The sequence below is a fragment of the Sphingobacterium phlebotomi genome, from assembly GCF_008180195.1.
Taxonomy (GTDB): domain Bacteria; phylum Bacteroidota; class Bacteroidia; order Sphingobacteriales; family Sphingobacteriaceae; genus Sphingobacterium; species Sphingobacterium phlebotomi.
In genome coordinates this window covers 24,028-44,626 of the sequence record NZ_VTAV01000023.1, presented here as the reverse complement: position 1 = coordinate 44,626, position 20,599 = coordinate 24,028, and the positions used below count along the sequence as shown (strand labels likewise).

Annotated in this window: 22 protein-coding genes; 10 read left to right on the top strand and 12 right to left on the bottom strand. The window is 39.4% G+C overall.

Translation table 11 applies throughout. The features are described 5' to 3' along the window. The first annotated feature begins 47 nt into the window (after positions 1–47). Positions 48–659: an NAD(P)H-dependent oxidoreductase gene (locus tag FXV77_RS20670; protein WP_148921148.1), complete on the top strand. Its 612-nt coding sequence runs from the start codon at positions 48–50 to the stop codon at positions 657–659. Between the two features lie 29 nt (positions 660–688). Here the strand turns inward: FXV77_RS20670 and mgrA are convergent, their stop codons facing one another. Next, positions 689–1,720 carry an L-glyceraldehyde 3-phosphate reductase gene (gene mgrA / locus FXV77_RS20665; RefSeq protein WP_148921147.1) on the bottom strand — a complete coding sequence of 344 codons (1,032 nt, stop codon included), beginning with the start codon at positions 1,718–1,720 and terminating at the stop codon, positions 689–691. 175 nt (positions 1,721–1,895) lie between these two features. On the opposite strand from mgrA, the gene FXV77_RS20660 reads away from it, so the two are divergent. Then, on the top strand, positions 1,896–2,342 hold the full coding sequence (locus FXV77_RS20660) for a GNAT family N-acetyltransferase (RefSeq protein WP_148921146.1): 447 nt from the start codon (positions 1,896–1,898) through the stop codon (positions 2,340–2,342). Positions 2,343–2,345: 3 nt separating this feature from the next. On the opposite strand, the gene FXV77_RS20655 is transcribed toward FXV77_RS20660, so the two are convergent. From FXV77_RS20655 to FXV77_RS20620, 8 genes are all read right to left on the bottom strand, one after another. Continuing rightward, on the bottom strand, positions 2,346–3,848 hold the full coding sequence (locus tag FXV77_RS20655; RefSeq protein WP_148921145.1) for an acyl-CoA dehydrogenase family protein: 1,503 nt from the start codon (positions 3,846–3,848) through the stop codon (positions 2,346–2,348). A gap of 152 nt (positions 3,849–4,000) precedes the next feature. Then, positions 4,001–4,870: a helix-turn-helix domain-containing protein gene (locus tag FXV77_RS20650; protein ID WP_148921144.1), complete on the bottom strand. Its 870-nt coding sequence runs from the start codon at positions 4,868–4,870 to the stop codon at positions 4,001–4,003. A 48-nt stretch (positions 4,871–4,918) separates the two neighbouring features. Next, positions 4,919–6,109, bottom strand: coding sequence for a hypothetical protein (locus FXV77_RS20645; RefSeq protein WP_148921143.1), 1,191 nt, complete (start codon positions 6,107–6,109; stop codon positions 4,919–4,921). A 24-nt stretch (positions 6,110–6,133) separates the two neighbouring features. Then, a complete protein-coding gene (locus FXV77_RS20640) occupies positions 6,134–7,600 on the bottom strand; it encodes a sigma 54-interacting transcriptional regulator (RefSeq protein WP_148921142.1) in 1,467 nt (488 codons plus the stop codon). A 70-nt stretch (positions 7,601–7,670) separates the two neighbouring features. Next, positions 7,671–8,792 carry a vWA domain-containing protein gene (locus tag FXV77_RS20635; RefSeq protein ID WP_148921141.1) on the bottom strand — a complete coding sequence of 374 codons (1,122 nt, stop codon included), beginning with the start codon at positions 8,790–8,792 and terminating at the stop codon, positions 7,671–7,673. Positions 8,793–8,879: 87 nt separating this feature from the next. Next, positions 8,880–9,500, bottom strand: coding sequence for a response regulator transcription factor (locus tag FXV77_RS20630; RefSeq protein ID WP_148921140.1), 621 nt, complete (start codon positions 9,498–9,500; stop codon positions 8,880–8,882). Further along, positions 9,493–11,523, bottom strand: coding sequence for a tetratricopeptide repeat-containing sensor histidine kinase (locus FXV77_RS20625; protein ID WP_148921139.1), 2,031 nt, complete (start codon positions 11,521–11,523; stop codon positions 9,493–9,495). The genes FXV77_RS20630 and FXV77_RS20625 overlap by 8 nt, the downstream gene beginning before the upstream one ends. Before the next feature lie 51 nt (positions 11,524–11,574). Continuing rightward, positions 11,575–12,180, bottom strand: a complete 606-nt coding sequence (locus tag FXV77_RS20620) for a hypothetical protein (RefSeq protein ID WP_148921138.1) — start codon at positions 12,178–12,180, stop codon at positions 11,575–11,577. A gap of 130 nt (positions 12,181–12,310) precedes the next feature. Here FXV77_RS20620 and FXV77_RS20615 point away from each other — a divergent pair, with 130 nt between their 5' ends. From FXV77_RS20615 to idi, 8 genes are all read left to right on the top strand, one after another. Continuing rightward, positions 12,311–12,784 carry a hypothetical protein gene (locus FXV77_RS20615; protein ID WP_148921137.1) on the top strand — a complete coding sequence of 158 codons (474 nt, stop codon included), beginning with the start codon at positions 12,311–12,313 and terminating at the stop codon, positions 12,782–12,784. Positions 12,785–12,955: 171 nt separating this feature from the next. Next, the gene (locus FXV77_RS20610) at positions 12,956–13,633 is read left to right on the top strand and encodes a MarR family winged helix-turn-helix transcriptional regulator (protein ID WP_148921136.1); all 678 of its coding nucleotides are present in this window, start codon (positions 12,956–12,958) and stop codon (positions 13,631–13,633) included. Further along, on the top strand, positions 13,626–15,119 hold the full coding sequence (locus FXV77_RS20605) for a phytoene desaturase family protein (protein WP_148921135.1): 1,494 nt from the start codon (positions 13,626–13,628) through the stop codon (positions 15,117–15,119). The genes FXV77_RS20610 and FXV77_RS20605 overlap by 8 nt, the downstream gene beginning before the upstream one ends. Then, positions 15,103–15,939 carry a phytoene/squalene synthase family protein gene (locus tag FXV77_RS20600; RefSeq protein WP_148921134.1) on the top strand — a complete coding sequence of 279 codons (837 nt, stop codon included), beginning with the start codon at positions 15,103–15,105 and terminating at the stop codon, positions 15,937–15,939. Before FXV77_RS20605 ends, FXV77_RS20600 begins: the two co-directional genes overlap by 17 nt. Then, positions 15,936–16,391: a sterol desaturase family protein gene (locus FXV77_RS20595; protein WP_223857404.1), complete on the top strand. Its 456-nt coding sequence runs from the start codon at positions 15,936–15,938 to the stop codon at positions 16,389–16,391. The genes FXV77_RS20600 and FXV77_RS20595 overlap by 4 nt, the downstream gene beginning before the upstream one ends. Further along, positions 16,391–17,095, top strand: a complete 705-nt coding sequence (locus FXV77_RS20590) for a lycopene cyclase domain-containing protein (protein ID WP_148921133.1) — start codon at positions 16,391–16,393, stop codon at positions 17,093–17,095. The genes FXV77_RS20595 and FXV77_RS20590 overlap by 1 nt, the downstream gene beginning before the upstream one ends. Beyond that, complete coding sequence (locus tag FXV77_RS20585; RefSeq protein ID WP_148921132.1) at positions 17,079–18,380, top strand: cryptochrome/photolyase family protein; 1,302 nt, start codon at positions 17,079–17,081, stop codon at positions 18,378–18,380. Before FXV77_RS20590 ends, FXV77_RS20585 begins: the two co-directional genes overlap by 17 nt. A gap of 29 nt (positions 18,381–18,409) precedes the next feature. After that, positions 18,410–18,925: an isopentenyl-diphosphate Delta-isomerase gene (gene idi / locus FXV77_RS20580; RefSeq protein WP_148921131.1), complete on the top strand. Its 516-nt coding sequence runs from the start codon at positions 18,410–18,412 to the stop codon at positions 18,923–18,925. Between the two features lie 105 nt (positions 18,926–19,030). On the opposite strand, the gene FXV77_RS20575 is transcribed toward idi, so the two are convergent. From FXV77_RS20575 to FXV77_RS20565, 3 genes are read right to left on the bottom strand one after another with little or no spacing between them, the layout of a single operon-like run. After that, the gene (locus FXV77_RS20575) at positions 19,031–19,465 is read right to left on the bottom strand and encodes a hypothetical protein (RefSeq protein ID WP_148921130.1); all 435 of its coding nucleotides are present in this window, start codon (positions 19,463–19,465) and stop codon (positions 19,031–19,033) included. A 27-nt stretch (positions 19,466–19,492) separates the two neighbouring features. Further along, positions 19,493–19,930 carry an adenylyltransferase/cytidyltransferase family protein gene (locus FXV77_RS20570; protein ID WP_148921129.1) on the bottom strand — a complete coding sequence of 146 codons (438 nt, stop codon included), beginning with the start codon at positions 19,928–19,930 and terminating at the stop codon, positions 19,493–19,495. A gap of 41 nt (positions 19,931–19,971) precedes the next feature. Next, positions 19,972–20,451, bottom strand: a complete 480-nt coding sequence (locus FXV77_RS20565; RefSeq protein ID WP_148921128.1) for an adenylyltransferase/cytidyltransferase family protein — start codon at positions 20,449–20,451, stop codon at positions 19,972–19,974. Positions 20,452–20,599 lie beyond the last annotated feature (148 nt).

The window sequence follows — 20,599 nt, the reverse complement described above, 5'->3', positions numbered from 1 at the left end:
GTATTATAATAGAAATTTGCAGTATTAATTATTTAAATGATACAAAAATGAATATATTCATCATCAACGGCGGACAACATTTTGCACATTCTGGCGGAAGTTTTAATAGTACACTCACGGATTGGACCAGTGATTTTTTGAGAGAAAATGATTTCCATGTTCGCATGACCAATATCAATGACGATTTTGATGTTATGTTAGAAGCTGAAAATTTCAAATGGGCGGAGATCATTATTTACCACACCCCTATTTGGTGGTTTCAAGTACCTAACCGGTTGAAGAAATATATTGATGAGGTATTTACCGCAGGGCATCAAAACGGCATCTATGCCAGTGACGGAAGAAGCCGGAAAAATCCTTCCATCAATTATGGCACAGGGGGACTAATGCAAGGTAAGAACTACATGGTCACGACCAGTTGGAATGCTCCCGAAACAGCTTTTACACTTCCCGGAGAATTTTTTGACCAAACATCGGTAGACGAAGGTGTATTATTCGGTTTTCATAAAATGAACCAATTCACCGGCATGAATCGTATTCCGGGATTTCATTTTCACGATCTGGAAAAAAATGCTACTTCGGAGAGGATTGAACGATACCGTGAAGAATACATCCGCCATCTGCAATCTATTTTTATCCCGAAGACAGAAAACGTCTGAATTGTTTCCCTAAAAGCAAGACGGCGAACTTAATCTAGTTCTGCCGATCTTGCCCAGATATTCAGTCCGCCATCCGTTGCAAAATGATCTATTTCCACAAGTTCAGCGTCGGTAAAATCAAGGTTATTTATAGCACCTACGCAATCAATAACCTGCTCAGGTTTGCTGGCTCCAATAAGGGCAGATGTAATCCGTCCTTTTTTGAGAACCCAGGCAATAGCCATTTGCGCTAGTGTTTGACCGCGGCTTTCAGCAATGCTGTTCAACGACCTTATCTTTTCTAGATTTTCATTACTTAGAAAATTTGGGTTTAACGACTTATGTTGACTGGCACGGCTGCCTTCAGGTATGTCGTTTAGGTATTTTGTAGTGAGCATTCCTTGGGCAAGTGGTGAAAAAACAATAGAACCTACTCCAAGTTCATCGAGGGCATCGATCAGTCCATCATCTTCAACCCAACGATTAAGCATGGAATAGCTTGGTTGATGGATAAGGCACGGCGTTCCCAGATCGTTAAGTATAGCTACGGCTTCTTTTGTACGTCTGCTATTATAAGAAGAAAGCCCCACATACAATGCCTTACCGGATCGTACAATTTGGTCGAGGGCCCGCATGGTTTCTTCCAATGGCGTATTGGGATCAAAGCGGTGGGAATAAAAAATATCGACGTAATCCAGTCCCATTCGTTTGAGGCTCTGATCACAGCTAGCTATCAGGTATTTTTTGCTTCCCCATTCGCCGTATGGCCCGGGCCACATATCATAACCAGCCTTTGTAGAAATAAGAAGTTCGTCCCGCAAACCCGCAAAATCCTCTTTTAGTATCCTGCCGAAAGCCTGTTCGGCCGTTCCGGGAGGCGGACCATAATTATTGGCAAGATCAAAATGGGTAATTCCAAGGTCAAAAGCTGTCCGGCAGATCTGCTGCTTGATGTTATGCGGTTTGTCATCACCGAAATTATGCCATAAACCTAGTGATATCGCTGGTAATTTCAGGCCACTATTTCCGCATTTGTGATATACCATCTGTTGGTATCTGTCTGGATTGGGGGTATAACGCATATTCTTCTGCTCAATTTTTGTTAGTCTTTTATATTATGCTAATATACATTATATAAGCCTAAGTCAGATCATTCGCTATAAGCATCGGAGCGACAGTAACAATAATAATAATAATAATAATAATAATAATAATTAAAAACTGTTATCTTCGACCCTAAATTTAGCTATTGCTATTATGAGGATTGAATATTTTATCAAAGTGTTTGATGAATTAAACACCATGGAGCTTTACCAGATATTGAAACTTAGAAATGAAGTGTTTATTGTAGAACAGTGTTGTGCTTATCAGGATCTTGATGATAAAGATCTTGATAGCTATCATTTGATGTGCTTTGTAAATGATAAGCTAGCAGGATATACCAGGCTTCTTCCGCCGAATGTATCGTATGATGAGGCTTCTATCGGAAGAGTGGTGATTGGATCAGATTTCAGGGGACTGACATTAGGAAAAAAGCTGATGGAAAATTCCATAGCCTCTTGTAAAGAACTTTTTGGAAGTTCAGCTATCCGTATAAGTGCGCAAACATATTTGACAAAATTTTACAATGCCCTAGGCTTTATAGAAACCGGTGAACCTTATATCGAAGATGGAATTCCGCATATTGAAATGATCAAAATGTAGCTTCTATGTTAAAAAATTAGCCCAATCTGAATTGGCCTCGTAATCTAATACGGGATCCGCATCGTTTTTCGAATACAGTTGTCCGTGGAACATCGCTAAATCTTTAAGAATATACTGCCGTGTAATTTCAACTAACTGTGTATTAAATCCGTCTAACGTTAAGACAAATTGGAAACTAATAACACGGGCGATCATACTACCAAGCGTTACCAAATCACGCTGTTTTACGGCATTATCAATATTAAAATCTAAATAAGTCTTAAAGAAATCCGCACTTAAATTCGTACGGTTATACATGGTCAAAAAACTTAATAAATTGTCCTCTTTTACTTTACGCATCAATTTAAGTATGCCCTCTGCGATCTGCGCATATAACATCTCATTGGAGCCTTCGAAAATCTGAAATGGCCGGCTATCGACGGTAGCTCTACCTGCCACGTGATCTAGGCGAAACCCGTTTGCACCGGCTAATTGTAGACTAACCTGTGCCGATTCTTGCATCAGGTCGGTTACCAGAGCCTTTAATGTATTGGCTTCAATACTAAGGGCTGCTAGATTGTGCTCAATGCCACTTTGTCCCACACTAAATGCACACATGCCCGAACAGATAGTATAAGCTGCCTGGATTCTTGCCAGCTGGTATTTTACGGAATCAAGGTTTGATAACGGAACACCACCTACTATTCTTGTCTGACAGTGATGCAACGATTCGTCTAATAACCTTTTAATGAACCCCATACCCATACCAGGGAACTGTAACCTACTGCGGTGGAGCATATCTAACATCAATTTGATCCCGGTACTTTCTGCTAGTAGCTTCTGTTCCTCCGGTACCACCACATCGATCTCATTGATACCGTAAGGAATAGCATATAATCCGAGGTTATTATAACGATGTACCATCGGAATATGTTGTTCAGGTACACTATTATCCGTAACGAAGAAATCGATATCTCTGGCTAAATCACCATTTGGGTTAAATTTGCGGGCAGTTACTAACCAAAAGTCTGCTGCACCACTCAAGCCTTGCCAATGCTTTTGTCCTTTAATATGGTAACCGTTCCCTACTTGTTGGTAAGCTGTTTTCATGTTCAACGCATCACTTCCGTAAGCTTTTTCCGTGATCATCAACCCACCCATAGCCTTGTTTTCGATAAACTGCTTAAACACGCGTTCCTGAACCGCATAATCACCATATTTTGCCAATGGTTCTAAGAACAATGCGATATTAATCCCAAACATTAGGGAAAGTGCCAATGATTCATAAGACGCTGCTGAAAGAACACGCAGACATTCTTTAACAGAAATACCCCTCCCGCCATAAAGTGTAGGAATCGCAACTGCCAAAGGCTTTTTGTCCATAATCTTCGAAAGAAAGTCGGCCGGAAGATCCCGATGCAGACTCATTGCATTATAATCAAATTCTTCACGAAACAAATGCTTTAGATGCTTTCTGAAATCGGTGATATACGTATTAAAGTCAATTTGTTCTCTTACTGCGTTCATGTTAATCTTTATATTTCTTAAAAAAATGTCTGCTGCCATCACTTAATAAAAAGACAGCAGCAACTTCAGAAACAAAATTAAGCAGTTAAGAAAAAAAAGATCATGAGGACTTGGATATTATATAGGACAAATCGTGCATACAGCCCTTTTAATCAGCTAACACTTTCCCTATAATCGGAAGGTGACATACCCACGATCTTTTTAAAAAGACGTGCAAAATAGGAAGGATCGGCAAAATCCAGTTCATACGCTATGGTTGCTACGCTCTTATTAGTCTCCAATAACAAGAGTTGGCTATGAATAATCGTAACCTCCAATATGAGCTCCTTTGAGGATTTTTTAAATACAGAAGAAACACATCGATTGAGGTAATTGATCGATACGGCAAGTCGGTCTGCATAAAAATCGACTTTTTTATATTTGTTAAAATGTAGATGTACCAATTGTTTGAAAGCAATAGCGATCTCCTGCCGCCGTTCCAAGGACTTGTTCGCTTCAGAAAGTTTGATAATCTTCAAAACAACCGTCTTGAAGATACTTTCATACAGTTCTTTGTAAGGCGATTCATTATAGATTTCCTTATATAAGAGGCCAAGCAGCGTATTCAGTTCCGCACTATCGGATACCGTTAGATTAAGTAGAGGAGAAATCGTAAAGATATTTAAGATTTCCTGTTCTCTGAACAAGGACGTCATGGCTTGTTCTTTAATTAAGACACAATAGCCTTGCGCTGATTTATCAACCGAGTGGATAGCGGATATATGTCCGTAATTACAGATTAACACGGCCGGAGCCTGTACCATAAAAGTTGTTGATTCAATTTGCTGTGTGAAATACCCTTCTGTAATATAGATCAACAGATTATAGCCAAAAAAAATCGGCGGAATGGGTATTTTCAGGTACGGTGCAATGTCCTTTAATGAAAATATTTTAATGGGAGTTTGGATGTAGGTCAGGTGATCTACGCTGCCGTTCATGAACTTAGAGACAAATTCGTCTGCACTTATTTGATTCTTTTCCATACGTTTCCGTTATATTCCCAGAGGTTCTGTAGATAAAATTTAGTAAACCTATTTTTTTCGGAAAACCCTAATCGTCGAAAAATCACCGGTTTTTATATTCCAATCGTATTCAAATGCAATAGAGTATCCCTTAGATTGAATTTTATACGTATCATCCGTTTTGTTACTGCGTATATAATGCTGGAAACCGCACATCGCATTCTTCCCGATTTCATTTATATCTTCGTTGAACGGAAAAATCCCGTTCGTAACAGAAAACAGATAATAAGCCGCTTCATCCGGTTGAATGATACGCAATTGCAATACTTCTTTTAACCGTTCTTTTTCTTCCATGGATAGATCTACAAGTTCATCCCAATTTGCCTCTAAGGCCGCACCGGTTTCAAGGTTTTTAAGTATCCCGTTTCTTACTTTGGAAAAACGTACTTTTTTTTGTGAATAAAATGTGCGGAGGCGTCGATTGACAGTATCTTGCCAAGCATAAGAGTCCGATTCCCGTAAGAGATCGATTGAATACGTATTCCAACGCAGCTCATTTATATCTTGGTAAAGTGCATCCATTTCAAAACGTTGTGTATAGGGTATAAACGGAAGTTGAAGCTGCAGATATGCTGGCGTATTTGGCACAGTATACAACAAATCGCTTACGACCATCGTATGGAGATCTAAATCAAACCGAAGTGCATAAGCTCTATTGACTACCCAGATCTGCCATTTGTCATCTTTTAAGTTCGTTGCAAAGACTTGCTGACCAAATGTATGGGAAATACTTGCTTCTTTAATCCCAATTCCCGTAGCTTGATAAATATTAGGCTGCACTAAACTATGAATAAGGTTACCAATCTCTATAGGTTTATAACATTGTAATAAAGTAATGGTTGTAAACTTCGGATTGCCTAACATAGCGATTAGCGCACTATCTTGAACCGTATCTAAACGTATTTCTACAAGACCTATAGGTGGTTGAGGAACTTCCTGTAAATATTTTTTACGTAGTCCAATAAAAGTACTTCCATCCCTATTTGCGAAATCGACAATCGGATCGAACAAGGCATACTCCTGCTCAATTGTTAGTGTTGAGTCAGAAACCTGATCAGCTATTTCCGGAAGAAGTCGAAAATAAGCTTCTTTATTTTTTTCTTTGTGGTCTTCTAGCTTACGGTCGTAAATTTGTCCAAAAGATGTAAGACCAATCAGTAAAAAAAGTAAAGTTGCGATTGTTTGCCTACAGCTTAACATAACTTTCAAAATATTTAGCAATTTCTATATATTATTTCTAAGATATTTCTGGAAATTATCTTGAAACTGCAGTCCATTGTCTACTCTATATTTACTTAGTTTATTGTACAGAGTCAATCCCCAAAGCGCCAATTCACTGAGAAAATAGATATCTTCCGGTTTCGTCTCTGGTTGATACTGCTGTATCAATGCACGGATAGGCTCCACTTGATCCAATACTTGCTGATAATCTCTATCAGTTAATTCATCGGGTAATTCAATACCATCCGAATCCGAGAACCAGCGCACAATTTCATCGTAAGGATATTGTTCGTTTTCTTTTTCCAGTTTCTCTATTTTAGGGAATAAGATAGGAAAAAGGGTTTTTATAGCATTTTCGATTAATTGTATAGCTACTGACGCAGCTCCCTCCTGCTCGCCTTCGTATACTAACTCTACTTTTCCCGTTATAGCCGGTACGATCCCCATAAAATCGCTCAACCGCACCGCTGTGGTCCCGTCTCCGTTTCGCAACATACGCAACTCAGCTGTACTCAGCAAGTTTTGGAATGCCGTAATGCTCATGCGCGCACTGACCCCACTTTTCGCATCGATATATTCGCTACTTCGAGCTTCGAAACTGATCTGCTCCACGATTTCTCGTGCCAGCTCTGGAACATAAATCTGTTCCTTTTGCCCGGCCTCCAAGTCTGCTTCCTGCGCCGTGATCGTTTTGGCCACCGCTACCGACGTTGGGTAATGCGTCAAAATCTGCGAACCTATCCTATCCTTCAACGGCGTCACAATACTTCCTCTATTGGTATAGTCCTCTGGATTAGCCGTAAACACAAATTGTACATCCAACGGCAAGCGCAACTTGAATCCCCGAATCTGTATATCGCCCTCCTGCAAAATATTAAAGAGCGCCACCTGAATTCTGGCTTGCAGATCCGGCAGTTCGTTGATCACAAATATCGAACGGTTTGCCCGGGGAATCATTCCAAAATGGATCACACGATCGTCGGCGTAGCTCAGTCTCAAATTTGCTGCTTTAATAGGATCAACATCGCCAATAAGATCGGCTACCGTTACATCTGGTGTAGCCAATTTTTCTGCGAAACGCTCATTTCGGTGAAGCCAGCTGATGGGTGTATCATCGCCTTTCTCGCGCAGCAATTCTACAGCATAACGTGATATGGGATGATATGGATCGTCATTGATCTCTGAGCCCTCCACAACAGGAATATATTCATCCAACAAATTGACCATCAATCTTGCCAGTCGTGTCTTTGCCTGACCCCGAAGCCCGAGCAAATTGATATTGTGTTTGGAGAGAATAGCTCTTTCCAATTCTGGGATAACCGTATCCTCATATCCGTGTACCCCTTCAAAAACGGTTTCCCCCTTCCGTATTTTGGCAATTAGATTTTGACGTAGCTCTTCTTTGATCGTTTTGGGTGTATATCCTGTATTTTTCAGTTCTCCAAAAGTTTTAATATTCGTATAATTCATATGTTCTTTTTAAAGACGCGCACAAATGCGCGAAAGATCGTTTATTCAAATGTTCTTAAAATCAATCGTTTTACCGTATTCTCTTTTTGCGATTTTCCTCATAGTCTTCGAAAATCATCTCGCCTAAGTCTCCCAATCCAGTATAGTAGGCTTTACCCCGGTTCGACGCGGTGAATTCATCAACAAATTCCTGTAAGTATGGATCAGTAGTGATCATAAATGTCGTAATCGGTATCCCCAACTTTCGTGCCTGCGCCGCCACACTGTAGCATTTGCTGGTAATAAAAGGATCGAGACCCATGGGATTTTTATAGTACGTGCCATCCGGCATGTTCAAGCAGCTCGGTTTACCATCCGTAATCATGAATATTTGCTTATTTGCATGGCGCTTCCGCCGGAGTATATCCATAGCTAGTTGTATGCCAGCGACAGTGTTGGTATGAAACGGACCGACTTGCAGGTACGGCAAATCTTTGATTGCTATCGGCCAGGCATCGTTTCCAAAGACGATGACATCGAGCGAATCTTTGGGGTAGCGTGTAAGGATAAGCTCCGACAACGCCATGGCTACTTTCTTCGCCGGTGTAATACGGTCTTCGCCGTACAGAATCATACTATGGCTGACATCAATCATCAATACCGTACTCATCTGTGATTTAAATTGCGTATCCTCGACAACCAGATCATTCTCTGATAAGCTAAAATCGCCTATTCCGTGATTGATCTGCGCATTTTTTAAACTCTCGGTCACGGATATCTTTTCCAAGCTATCCCCATATTGATAGTCCCTAAAATCGCCCGTGTTCTCATCACTACGTCCTTGGTAATTCGTTTTGTGGTTCCCGGACTTACCTTTGCGCATCTTGCCAAAAATCTGATCCAGGGCATTTTGCCGGAGGGCTTTCTCCATCTTCGAAGTGAGGTCGGTACCGCCTTCTCCACCGAAACCGATACGCTCCACAATATATCCCTTATTCTTCAAATCTTCAATAAAATCGTCTATCGTATATTCAGGGGTAGTCAGCTTGAATTCCTTATCCAGTTCCCGCAACCAATCAATGGCTTCGTCAAAATCACCGGAAGTATGGGTGATGAGTTCCTTGAAAATCTCAAATAACTTATCAAAAGGCGTCTGAAAGGGTTCTTCGTACTGCTTGAAAACAAATCCCTTATTTCTTTCCGCTTTCTTCATAGGTTAAATTTACGATATAATAACCTTTATCGCGTCTGAAAAAAGTAAGAATATTAAAAATGGCGATAAAATATGGTGTTGGTAAAGTTAGATAAACTTCATTTCGGTGGCTTTATGGATCAAGGACACGGCATTACTCACGCGAAACTTCTGCAAAAGATTCCTTCTGTGGCTTTCTACAGTTAGCGGACTGATAAACATGAGTTCGCCGATCTTTGGCGTCGTATATCCTTTAGCCATCAAAGCAAGTACTTCCCGTTCTCTTTCTGTTATTTTAGGTACGCTATCCTGTTTATCAGACAAGACTTCGCTCATCTCCTTGCTTAACACTTGTTCTCCTTGGGAGACGGCTTGTATGGCGTCGATCAATTCTTCTGCGGACACATTCTTGAGTAGATAGCCAGCCGCGCCGGCCTGCATCATGCGCGAAGCAATACTTCCTTCGTTTAGGTTGCTAATGGCGATTATCCGTGTTTCGGGGTACGACTTTCGTATAATTTCAGTCGCGTCGATTCCATTCATATCGGGCATATTAATGTCCATCAGCGCGACATCTATCTGTTCGGTCTCCAAAAAGGCTACCGCATCCTTCGCGCGGGTAAACGTTTTTTTGAGTGAAATATTGGCATTTCTATTTAAAATAAACTCAAACCCATTTAATACCAACGGATGGTCGTCAATAATGATGACGGAGATAACATTATCCATATATATCGAGTTGAATATGAAACGATGCTCCCCGACCTAATGTTGTATCGATATCAAACTGTCCATTTAATATTTCTACGCGGTTGCGGATATTAGAAATTCCTATCCCTTCTTTTTCCAATAGATCATTCTTGGCATCAAATCCGCGGCCGTTGTCCTCCACAGAAATGAAAAACTTCCCCTCTTCTTCACTACATTGCACCCAAACCTGCGAAGCTCCGCTGTGCTTTACGGCATTGGTTAACAGTTCCTGTATGATACGATACACCGCGATCTGAAAAGGTTGAGGATAATTGTCGTTCAAGTTTGACGCCTGGAAATCGACCTTTAATTCAGCATTCTTCATGGCATTACAAAGATCTTTCAAAGCCGCTTCCAGCCCCATGTACAATAAGGACTCGGGCATCATATTACGTGCTACCCGACGCAGTTCATTGACCGAATGGTCTAATTGATTGATAATGGTATATAATTCCATATGGGATTCCTTATTAATCTCTTGTTTATCAACATTGGTGGCAACTGCGGATAATTTCAATTTAACACTAGCCAACATTCCACCCAAGCCATCGTGCAGATCTCTAGCTATTCGACTACGTTCGCGTTCCTGTCCTTGCAGCATAGCATGATACAAATTCAGTTTTTCTTGCTGTCGATGATTTTTAAGTTCTTCCTGCAACAGCATTTCTTTGTGTGCCGCTAATTTCTTTTTGTTCTTCAAGGCATTATACCAACTATAACTAACTGCGGCCAATATAATACTGGTTAACAACAGAACGCCGGCCAGCATGCGGGTATTTTGCAGGGAAAGCTGCTGTTTTTGATTTTCTGTTTTTATCTGGAGAAACGCTTTCTCCTTTTCTGCTGTCTCGTATTTTTTTTCTAATTCCTCTATGTGGGCTTGATTTTGATCAGAAAAAAGGGTATCTGATACATTTTTATATGCTTCGTACCATTTCACAGCCTCTTGGTATTGGTTTAATTTCGCTACGGTATTAGCGAGATTGTAATATACCATCTGCTTGTTTCGCAAAGAAGATTGCTGCTGTACATAAGGCAATACTTCTAATAATTTTTCCCTTGCTGCGGCATATTGGTTGTTCATCTGATAGGCCGTAAATTGATCAAAAAGTAGGGTGGCTACCATATCCTCATTGTTCCGCGTCTTTGCTGCGGAGAGGCCATTTTCAAAATGTGCATCTGCTTTTTTATAATTTTTGACTGCCGCCCAATGACTTCCCGAAACAGCATGATACATAGGAATATAGGATGAATTCGGAATCTGAACAGCCAAAACCGCTGCACTGTCTATAAATTCACCCGACTTACGATAATTTTTGTGCAGCAAAGCATTGCGTGCTGCATTGATAAATAGTGTAAAACGCTCCTCTAAGGCCTCATTCTTCCCTTTAAGTAACTGCAGCGCTTTGTTATAATACTCATCTGCTTTCTCATAATCGCCTAAATTCATTAAATTCATGGCGACATTCTGATAATTATTCCCTAATAAGGATGAATCTCCGATACTCTTGGCTAAGGGAATGACTTTTTCTATTAGAATTTCTACATATTCGTGTGCTTTACCTTCACGTTGCGATAAAGCACCATAGCTCCCCCATAACCGTGCACGGTAACGTGACGCCTCCAGATGTTTTTCTGCACCAACATCTTTCAAACTGCTTTCTGCCTCCATGTATTTTTGTTTGGCTTTGGCAGGATCGGTCTCAAAATAGACTGCGGCACGGTAAAAGCTTTTCAATCCCCGATAATACGTGGAATTACCGATTCCTCCTAAAACATTCTCCGCTTCGCGTATATACGAAAATGCCTTCGTTGTATCGTAGTCTGACCAAAAAAAACTCAGATCGAATAAAGCCTGCGCCTTTGTTTCGTGGTCTTGTATTTGCTGAAGTTGCCGGTACACACTATCGTTGTAGTATTTTAGTTCATCTTTCGACTGACTAAATCCAGATGTTATTATAAACAACCAATACAAAATAAGCAATCCGAGTTTCTGCGTCATGTGAGAAATGTAATCACTGATTATTTTTGAAATTACAGATAAATACCCAAACTAACAATCGGGAACCATACCCATAGTCATACCGTTAGGGCCCCATATGGGAACCATGCGCATCTGACAGCCAGGTCCATCGTCGTCATTTTCCGTGATCTTACGACTGGTATCAAAATTAAGTTCTAACCTTGTTCCCTCGGGAAAGCTCTCGGTTTCCTCTTTGAATATGGCCACCATTTCCATTTGCCCACTTTCCTTCTCCAATTTCCCTTCAAACACCATATCTTGTGGTTCGGAAGTGAATTTTCCATTTATAATCTGATCAACAACCCTAAAATAGATACCGGAACTTTCTTTTCCCATATGGAAGGATTTGCTATTGAATTCTCCGCGTATCTTGATATTGATCTCACCCAAGTCGTCGATATCCGACAGAAAAACGATAGAAACGGAATCACTTGTTGCTTCGATAAGGGCAATACTCCCGTCTCCGGAGAGATCAAGTGCATTGCCTTCATCCAACGAAATACATCCTTGAACCGTTCCTTTATAGGGTATGCCACCATAGAGGCTATTAAAATCTTCGTTTTCCCGAGCTGGATTATCTTCTTTGGTACATCCTAAAAGTAGAATAGATACCATAAACAACATTATTTTTTTCATCTTTTCTAAACCTTTAAATCTCTACTTCAAAGTTACTATGGAATTCGAACGCATTCAATCCACGAAAACAAGGTTTTTTAAATTGCGGCACTACTATTGTAAAGTATTATAAAACAAAATCTATATATTGATGAAATATCTCTTAATATTTGCTATCGCGTTAGCTTCATGCACGGGTAGCGGAAATAGCAACAACGAGGAGTCAGAACGGATTGATGACGATACCGTCAATGCAACCGTACACAACGGAACGGTGCAAAAATCCTACTGTTTTATCCGAACCGAAGGTGCTGACCAACAGGATACAACCACCGTAAAGCTAATTATAAATGCTGATAAGGTCGAAGGCGAGATGAATTGGATACCAAAAGAAAAAGACAGCCGCAAAGGCGTGTTAGTAGGGACTATTACCGGAGATGAGATCGCGGCGGTATGGCGTTATATGCAAGAAGGGATGAATGATTCTATGGCGGTAGCGTTCAAGTTCGCACCCGATCAATTGGCTCAAAAACCACTAAAGGTTAATACCAGTACAGGTGTACAGGAAACTGACGAGCGTGCAGATTATACGTTGCTGTATACACCCGTGGGTTGCGACGATTAACGATTAACCATTTTACCTTGCGGAAATCCTATTTTTCCATTATACATCTTTAGCCCAAATCGGGCTATTTTTTTTCTACAAAAAAATAGTATAAAAAAGTTCTTTACCAAAACTAATAAGGTATATTTACGTTCTAATAACGGGAATTAAAGTATTAAAATATACTAATAAATGAACTACACGCTTCTAAAGGACATGATAAACCTAATGGAAAAGTTTGAGATGGGAAACAAAAACTATACAACGGATATATCAGGTTTCAAACATTGGATATATGATGAAATGCGCCTACAGGAAAACATCATATATGAGCCTGATTGGGAAGGTAAAGAAAACGGCCGCAGTCCGGAGAGTGTTATCAATACCCTGATTGTACACATGAATAGGTATGCAAAAACCTATTCCAAATCTGCCATACATAATTCCGAATTTTCTACACAAGAGGAGTTTATTTACCTCATCAATCTGAAAGCTTTTGGTGCTATGACGAAGATGAAACTTATCAAAAAAAACATTCAAGATAAGCCTACCGGTATGCAAATTATCAATAGGCTTATCGCGCAAGGTTGGATAATACAAAAAGATTCGGAAACGGATAAAAGAAGTAAAATAATCACTATTTCAGCTTCTGGCATAAACGCATTGGAAAAGCAGATGGATAAAATCCGGCAGGCTACCAAGATTGTAACGGGAAACCTGGATCATGCAGAGAAAATGGAATTGATAAGGTTATTACATAAACTGGATCATTTTCACAAACCTATATTTCTACGAAATATCGAAAACTCCGAATTGCTGGATAGCGTAACGAGAGCATATTTATCAGATAAACAGGTAAAAGATGAGTAAAAAAATAGCGATCATCGGGTCTGGTTTTTCCGGAATCTCTGCTGCTGCGTATGCTGCAAAAGCAGGAAACGAGGTGCACGTCTTTGAGCAGCATGCTCAACCGGGAGGTAGGGCAAGACAATTTTCCACAGAACAGGGCTACGTTTTTGACATGGGACCAAGTTGGTATTGGATGCCAGACATTATGGAAAATTTCTTTACTGATTTTGGGTGCAAAACAGCTGATTTCTTTGAATTGATCTCTTTAAATCCACAGTTTGAGATGATTTTTGCTGACGATAAAATTTCTATACCGGAGCGGTACGAAGACTTAAAAGACTTGTTTGGACGGATAGAGGTTGGAGCAGATCGTCAATTGGAAAGATTTATGCGGTCTGCAAAATTTAAGTATGAAGTCGGTATGCAGGATTTCGTTAATAAGCCTTGCCACAACTGGTTAGAATTTGCCTCTCCAAAAATTGCCAAAAGTGTTTTCAAACTTGATTTACTAACAAATTTTAGGACGTACGTTGCTAAATATTTTACCGATAAAAAATTACGGGCTTTAATGGAGTTTCCCGTGATATTTCTGGGTGCTTCTCCTAAACATATTCCGGCGTTATATAGCTTAATGAATTATGGAGGATACGCCTTAGGGACACACTACCCTATGGGTGGTTTTTATCAATTGGTATTAGCTATGCAGAAAGTGTCAGAGAATCAAGGAGCGGTTTTTCATTTCAATCACACGGTCGAAAAAATAAATGTGGCAAATGGCAAAATAACGTCACTCACTATTAATGGAGCATATCACGAATTTGACGCGGTTATTGCTTCTTCCGATTATCACCATACAGAGACTCTTTTGCCCGAAGAACGCAGGAACTATGATGAAAAATATTGGCACCGGCGTACTTTTGCTCCATCCTGTCTGCTCTATTATTTAGGGATCAAGGAACCCATCCCAAATCTAAAACACCATACCCTGTTTTTTGAACATGATCTGGACGAGCATATCGATTGCATCTATAACGAAAAAAAATGGCCGGAAAAATCGTTGTTTTATTCTTGTTGTCCTTCAAAAACAGACGCAAATGTTGCTCCGCAGAACAGCGAAAATCTGTTTCTACTCATGCCTTTGGCTATCGGAATCGAAGATGGAGAAGAAACACGGGAAAGATACTTGAAAGAAATGCTCTTAAGAGTGGAACGCCATACAGGCACAACCGATTTATTTTCGAAAATTGAATATAAGAGAAGTTATTGCATTAGTGATTTTATATCCGATTATAACGCTTATGGTGGTAATGCCTATGGTCTTGCCAATACCTTAACACAGACAGCCGTATGGAAGCCCAAGATTAAAAATAAAAAAATAAGCAACTTATTTTATACGGGTCAATTGACCGTTCCCGGTCCAGGAGTACCACCTTCTATTATTTCGGGAAAAATAGCGGCCAACGAAATCCAACACCTAAAAATAGAAAGCTATGAAAAGATTATTTGATGAGTTAGCTTACGAAGTAAGTAAAAAAACGACTGAAAAATACAGCACCAGTTTTTCGTTAGGCATCTTAGCCCTAAGCCCTACGATACGCCGAGCAGTTTATGCTATTTATGGATACGTAAGATTGGCGGATGAGATTGTGGACAGTTTTCATGGTTATGACAAAAAAAAGTTACTTGGTAGGCTCAAAATAGAAACGGATATTGCGTTAGCAGAAGGCATTGCATTAAACCCTATTTTACAATCATTCCAGGAAGTGGTTAATAAATACCACATTGATAAAACGCTCATCAAGCAGTTTCTTCACAGCATGGAAATGGATCTACAAAAGATGGATTACAACTCGGAACTGTACAAGGATTATATCTACGGATCTGCCGAGGTGGTGGGCTTGATGTGCCTGCAGGTGTTTATCGAAGGTGATAAAAAGCAATACGAAGAGTTGAAACCCTATGCTATGAAGTTGGGCTCAGCATTTCAGAAAGTGAATTTTTTAAGGGATCTGAAAGACGATTATCAGACATTGGGACGCACTTATTTTCCGGGTATCGATATGTGTGCATTTGATAACGGCGTAAAGAGTCAAATCGAGAATGAAATTGAAACGGAATTTAAGGAGGCCCTACTTGGTATTAAGAAACTTCCTACTTCCTCTATGTTCGGTGTATACTTAGCTTACAAATACTATCTCTCGTTGTTCTGCAAGATTAAAAAGAAATCATCTGAAGATATCTTGGCAAACAGAATTAGAATTCCAAATACGCAGAAAGTATTCGTTGCACTCACCAGTTATTTACGTTATAAAATGGCTTTCCTATGATGAATTTTATAATCATACTCCTCGTTTTTATATTGATGGAAGGCGCGACCTGGCTTATTCACAAATATATTATGCACGGTTTTCTTTGGCGTTTACATAAAGACCATCACGATCATAACCACGATAGCTCGTTAGAGCGGAACGATTGGTTCTTTGTCATATTTGCCATGCCTGCTATTGCACTGATGTACTTCGGAGCAGAGGCGGGATACAATTATTTATTTTACATGGGGGTTGGTATCACATTATACGGTACGGCTTATTTTTTTGTACACGATATATTTATACATCAACGTATAAAAGTTTTGAGAGATACCAAGAATCCGTATTTACTATCTATCAGGAGAGCACATAAGCAACATCACAAACACACGGGAAAGGAACACGGCGAGTGTTTTGGATTTTTATGGGTACCTATCAAATATTTTAAAATGTACTTCAACAAAAAATAATGTTACAGCCCTATACTTATCTATTGATTAACTTCTTCACGATCATTGTTTGCTTTATCGCATCTTTTGACAGGAGAATTCAATTTCACAAACACTTCGGCACCTTTCTGCTTTCAGTTACGATTGTCGCCATCCCTTATATCGCTTGGGATATCTGGTTTACAGCCCGTGGTGTCTGGTGGTTCAATACGAATTATACGCTGGGAATTATATTAGCCGGATTACCTATTGAAGAATGGCTATTTTTTATTTGTATTCCTTTTTCCTGCATCTTCACTTATTTCTGCTTGGATAAATTTTTCAATTTAACGTGGTTTAGTGCTTTTAACAACATCATTGTCTTTGTGAGTGTGATTATATTATCTGTTACAGCCTTATTGAACGATGATAAAATATACACCCTTGTAACAGCAATCACTGCTATAGCCACACTCGTGTATTTACATCTTATTGCCCGAGTGGATTGGATTGGCAAAGCATCGTTGGTATTCACCGTATTATTGTTAGGTTTTTTTCCGGTTAATGGTATTCTAACTGGCACAGGGCTAGATGCGCCAATCGTAAACTATAACCCTACTGATTTTTTAGGAATAAGAATCCTGACGATTCCCATTGAAGATGCTGTTTATGGTTACACACAGTTTTTGTTGGTTCTCTATTTTTTCAAACTATTTCAACGTAAAAAATATGGTGGCAAAAAGTAAAATTTCTCTTTTTTGGTTTCGTAGAGATTTACGCTTAACGGATAACGTAGGCCTATATCAGGCCCTTTCTTCAGAATTTCCTGTTTTGCCTGTTTTTATTTTCGATCAAAATATATTGGATAGATTGACCAATAAAAATGATAGGCGGGTAGATTATATCCATCAAGTACTTACACACATCAATATGCTTTTAAAATCACGGGGTTCTGCCCTCAAAACTTTTTATGGAGCCCCGCTTGATATCTTTAAGATGCTGGTCGATGAATTTGCGATCCAAACCGTTTTTTGCAATAGGGATTATGAACCTAGTGCTATCCGGCGCGATAGAGAAATATATAATTTTTTAAATGAACGTGACATTCGTTTTCAAGCATTCCAAGATCAGGTGATTTTTGACAAAAATGATATCGTAAAAAACGATAGCTCGCCTTATACAATATACACGCCTTATGCCAAAAAGTGGAGGGAAAAATTAAAAGCTGAACACTATAAATCGTACAACATACAATTAGAAAATCTTTATCCTCTATCTTTTTCGGAAATCCTTTCTTTACATGACATTGGTTTTAAAAAGACAGATATGGTTTTTGAAAATCCTACATTAGAAGCTGCCATCATTGACCAGTACGACAAATTTCGGGATTATCCTGCTCTGCAAAAAACAACATGGTTAGGCATTGCTTTACGATTTGGCACCATAAGCATTCGAAAGTGTGTAACTTTTGCTATCAAGCACAATCAAATCTGGCTGTCCGAACTGATCTGGAGGGAGTTTTTTATGCAAATCCTTTATCATTTCCCAGCCGTTGAGCAGGAGTCGTTCAAAAAGCAATATGATCGTATTAAATGGCGGAATGACGAAACGGAATTTGAAAAATGGTGTACTGGTAAAACGGGTTTTCCAATGGTGGACGCAGGTATGCGACAACTTAATGAAACGGGGTATATGCATAATCGTGTAAGAATGGTTGCTGCCAGTTTTTTATGCAAGCATCTGCTTGTCGACTGGCGTTGGGGCGAAGCCTACTTTGCTGAAAAACTTAACGATTACGATCTATCTGCAAACAATGGAAATTGGCAATGGGCTGCAGGATCAGGTTGCGATGCCGCGCCTTATTTTCGGGTCTTTAATCCTACTACCCAGATAGAAAAATTCGATAAAAATTTAGAATATATAAAAAAATGGTTGCCTGAGTTCGGAACCGATGCTTACCCTCCACCAATAGTTGAACACAGCTTTGCAAGAGACAGAGCGCTGCGTGTATATGGAGAAGCGTTAAAATGAACTATGCAGAACCATGTTGAACTGCAAAAATGGAAAGAAATAAAGTCATATTAGTAGACGATAACGACGTCGCGCTTGGTGAAATGGAAAAATTGAAAGCCCACCAACAAGGCCAACTTCATAGGGCATTTTCGGTATTTATATTTAATGATAAAGGTGAACTTCTTTTACAGCAAAGGGCAAACCATAAATATCATGGCGCTGGACTTTGGACCAACACTTGTTGTTCCCACCCCCAATGGGAAGAAGATGTATTGCTAAGTGCTGCAGAGCGTTTAGTGTATGAAATGGGATTGGAATGTGATTTGGAGTTTTCGCATTCGTTTATTTATAAAATTGAAGTTGAAAACGATTTAATAGAAAATGAATACGATTACGTTTTTATCGGTTACTCCAATGAGGAACCGAAGATCAACAAAGATGAAGTTCAAGATTATAAATGGGTGGATCTGAACAAAATTTTAGCCGATATCAATCAAAATCCAGAAAATTATACGCAATGGTTTAAGATTGCCTTACCCCGGGTAATAGATAATTTGAAATAGCATATTGAAATAGCATAAACAATAACGTAATTTCGAAACTTTAATTTAATAGATTGGTACGATGAGTTATATCCGTTTCTGGAAAGAAGTTGCGGAAGGTGTTCTCTAATTATTCATAGAAAATGAAGTTGGTTTTTTGGATTGAAATAGAAAAGGAGAAGTTTTCAAAATAAGACTGGAAATAGCGGACAATAAAGTCTGAACAGAACAATATTTTGAAATTAGAAATTGTTGCAGATTCTTTCCCAATTCCCGAGTCCGACTTGCATTAGAATCGTCGCAGACGAATAAAAATTTGCTTTCGGGAAAAATATAATTTAGCTCTTCCAGACCGAAAGAAGCCTGATCGCACATTCCTTCATAATCCACCACGAGCACATCCGGCTGTCCATAGTATTTTTGGCATGCCTTGACCTCGTCACCCAAAACGGCATCCCACAGAACCTCCACATTCCCTTCCGTCTCTTCTTCAAATAATAATCTATATGCGACCCGCAACCTCCTGTTATTGCTTACAATGCCTACTGTTACCCTGTTCATACCTTGCTCTTGTTTTTTGCTAAGATTCTAATTGATCGTTTTAACAAGCTGCTCTTTCGTAAGTTCCTTCTCTGTCACTACCTTTCGTAGCCTATCACTTGTAAAACGATGTTTTCGCTTCGTATAATGAATTTCGACCCCTTCTTTCAGACAGTAATCTTTTCCCGGAAAATGCGAAACCATCCCCTCTACAAAACGAATATCGATAGGCAGGGACTGCAACATATCCATTAATTCTTCGTCAGATCCATAAGGAATAATTTCGTCTACATACCGGCAACCCTCCAGTTTAATGAACCGCTCGACAACGGTTTGTGCCGGATGTGAACTATTTCGATCCCGTTCTGCGGTATCCGTTTTTAATCCAACAATTAGATGGTCACAATACCGTTTAGCCTCTTCCAACATGACGAGATGACCTAAATGTAAAAGATCAAATTCTCCAAAAATAATTCCTACTTTCATTTTTTACTATTAAATCCTATTATTCTTTTACGCTGTCTCTCTTATGCATTTAGCCGTTGTAACGGCAGCTCCATATTTTCTTTTAGATGGACGATGGAAACAGGCTCCTCACACTGTTTCTTCGCAATGATTTTTCGTAACGACGAACTGGAGAACCGGTTCTCTCTACGATTAAAGTAAAGTTCGATACCTTTTTCTTCACAATACTTCCTTCCCGTAAAATTTTTGTCTTTATACTCGTCTCCCAAAATCCGCACATCGATTTTATACGAACGCAGTATATCTTCCAGATCTTGTTCCGTCGCATATGGGATTATCATGTCTACGTGTTTGCAACCCCACAATTGCATGTAACGTTCAAAAACCGTCTGCGTGGGTTTATTTTTTTCCGGGCGATCCAAGGTAGGATCCGTCTGCACGCCGCAGATGAGAAAGTCACATTGTTCTTTAGCATCTTCCAGCATTTTAATATGACCTGCATGCAACAAATCAAAAGCAGAAAAAGTTATTCCGATCTTCATGGTAAATTATTTAGTTTCAATTTTATCTGTCCAATTTTTTTTTTGGCTAATGAGAACTCGATATAACTAATATTATCGCAAGATTAGTATATCGCTGTTTCACATAGGTATATAGAGAACACAGTTATGTTAATCTCGTTTTGAAAAT

Coding starts and splice junctions, on each gene's coding strand:
- FXV77_RS20670 (WP_148921148.1), top strand. CDS start 48: ATGAATATATTCATCATCAACGGCGGACAACATTTTGCACATTCTGGC.
- mgrA (WP_148921147.1), bottom strand. CDS start 1,720: ATGCGTTATACCCCCAATCCAGACAGATACCAACAGATGGTATATCAC.
- FXV77_RS20660 (WP_148921146.1), top strand. CDS start 1,896: ATGAGGATTGAATATTTTATCAAAGTGTTTGATGAATTAAACACCATG.
- FXV77_RS20655 (WP_148921145.1), bottom strand. CDS start 3,848: ATGAACGCAGTAAGAGAACAAATTGACTTTAATACGTATATCACCGAT.
- FXV77_RS20650 (WP_148921144.1), bottom strand. CDS start 4,870: ATGGAAAAGAATCAAATAAGTGCAGACGAATTTGTCTCTAAGTTCATG.
- FXV77_RS20645 (WP_148921143.1), bottom strand. CDS start 6,109: ATGTTAAGCTGTAGGCAAACAATCGCAACTTTACTTTTTTTACTGATT.
- FXV77_RS20640 (WP_148921142.1), bottom strand. CDS start 7,600: ATGAATTATACGAATATTAAAACTTTTGGAGAACTGAAAAATACAGGA.
- FXV77_RS20635 (WP_148921141.1), bottom strand. CDS start 8,792: ATGAAGAAAGCGGAAAGAAATAAGGGATTTGTTTTCAAGCAGTACGAA.
- FXV77_RS20630 (WP_148921140.1), bottom strand. CDS start 9,500: ATGGATAATGTTATCTCCGTCATCATTATTGACGACCATCCGTTGGTA.
- FXV77_RS20625 (WP_148921139.1), bottom strand. CDS start 11,523: ATGACGCAGAAACTCGGATTGCTTATTTTGTATTGGTTGTTTATAATA.
- FXV77_RS20620 (WP_148921138.1), bottom strand. CDS start 12,180: ATGAAAAAAATAATGTTGTTTATGGTATCTATTCTACTTTTAGGATGT.
- FXV77_RS20615 (WP_148921137.1), top strand. CDS start 12,311: ATGAAATATCTCTTAATATTTGCTATCGCGTTAGCTTCATGCACGGGT.
- FXV77_RS20610 (WP_148921136.1), top strand. CDS start 12,956: ATGAACTACACGCTTCTAAAGGACATGATAAACCTAATGGAAAAGTTT.
- FXV77_RS20605 (WP_148921135.1), top strand. CDS start 13,626: ATGAGTAAAAAAATAGCGATCATCGGGTCTGGTTTTTCCGGAATCTCT.
- FXV77_RS20600 (WP_148921134.1), top strand. CDS start 15,103: ATGAAAAGATTATTTGATGAGTTAGCTTACGAAGTAAGTAAAAAAACG.
- FXV77_RS20595 (WP_223857404.1), top strand. CDS start 15,936: ATGATGAATTTTATAATCATACTCCTCGTTTTTATATTGATGGAAGGC.
- FXV77_RS20590 (WP_148921133.1), top strand. CDS start 16,391: ATGTTACAGCCCTATACTTATCTATTGATTAACTTCTTCACGATCATT.
- FXV77_RS20585 (WP_148921132.1), top strand. CDS start 17,079: ATGGTGGCAAAAAGTAAAATTTCTCTTTTTTGGTTTCGTAGAGATTTA.
- idi (WP_148921131.1), top strand. CDS start 18,410: ATGGAAAGAAATAAAGTCATATTAGTAGACGATAACGACGTCGCGCTT.
- FXV77_RS20575 (WP_148921130.1), bottom strand. CDS start 19,465: ATGAACAGGGTAACAGTAGGCATTGTAAGCAATAACAGGAGGTTGCGG.
- FXV77_RS20570 (WP_148921129.1), bottom strand. CDS start 19,930: ATGAAAGTAGGAATTATTTTTGGAGAATTTGATCTTTTACATTTAGGT.
- FXV77_RS20565 (WP_148921128.1), bottom strand. CDS start 20,451: ATGAAGATCGGAATAACTTTTTCTGCTTTTGATTTGTTGCATGCAGGT.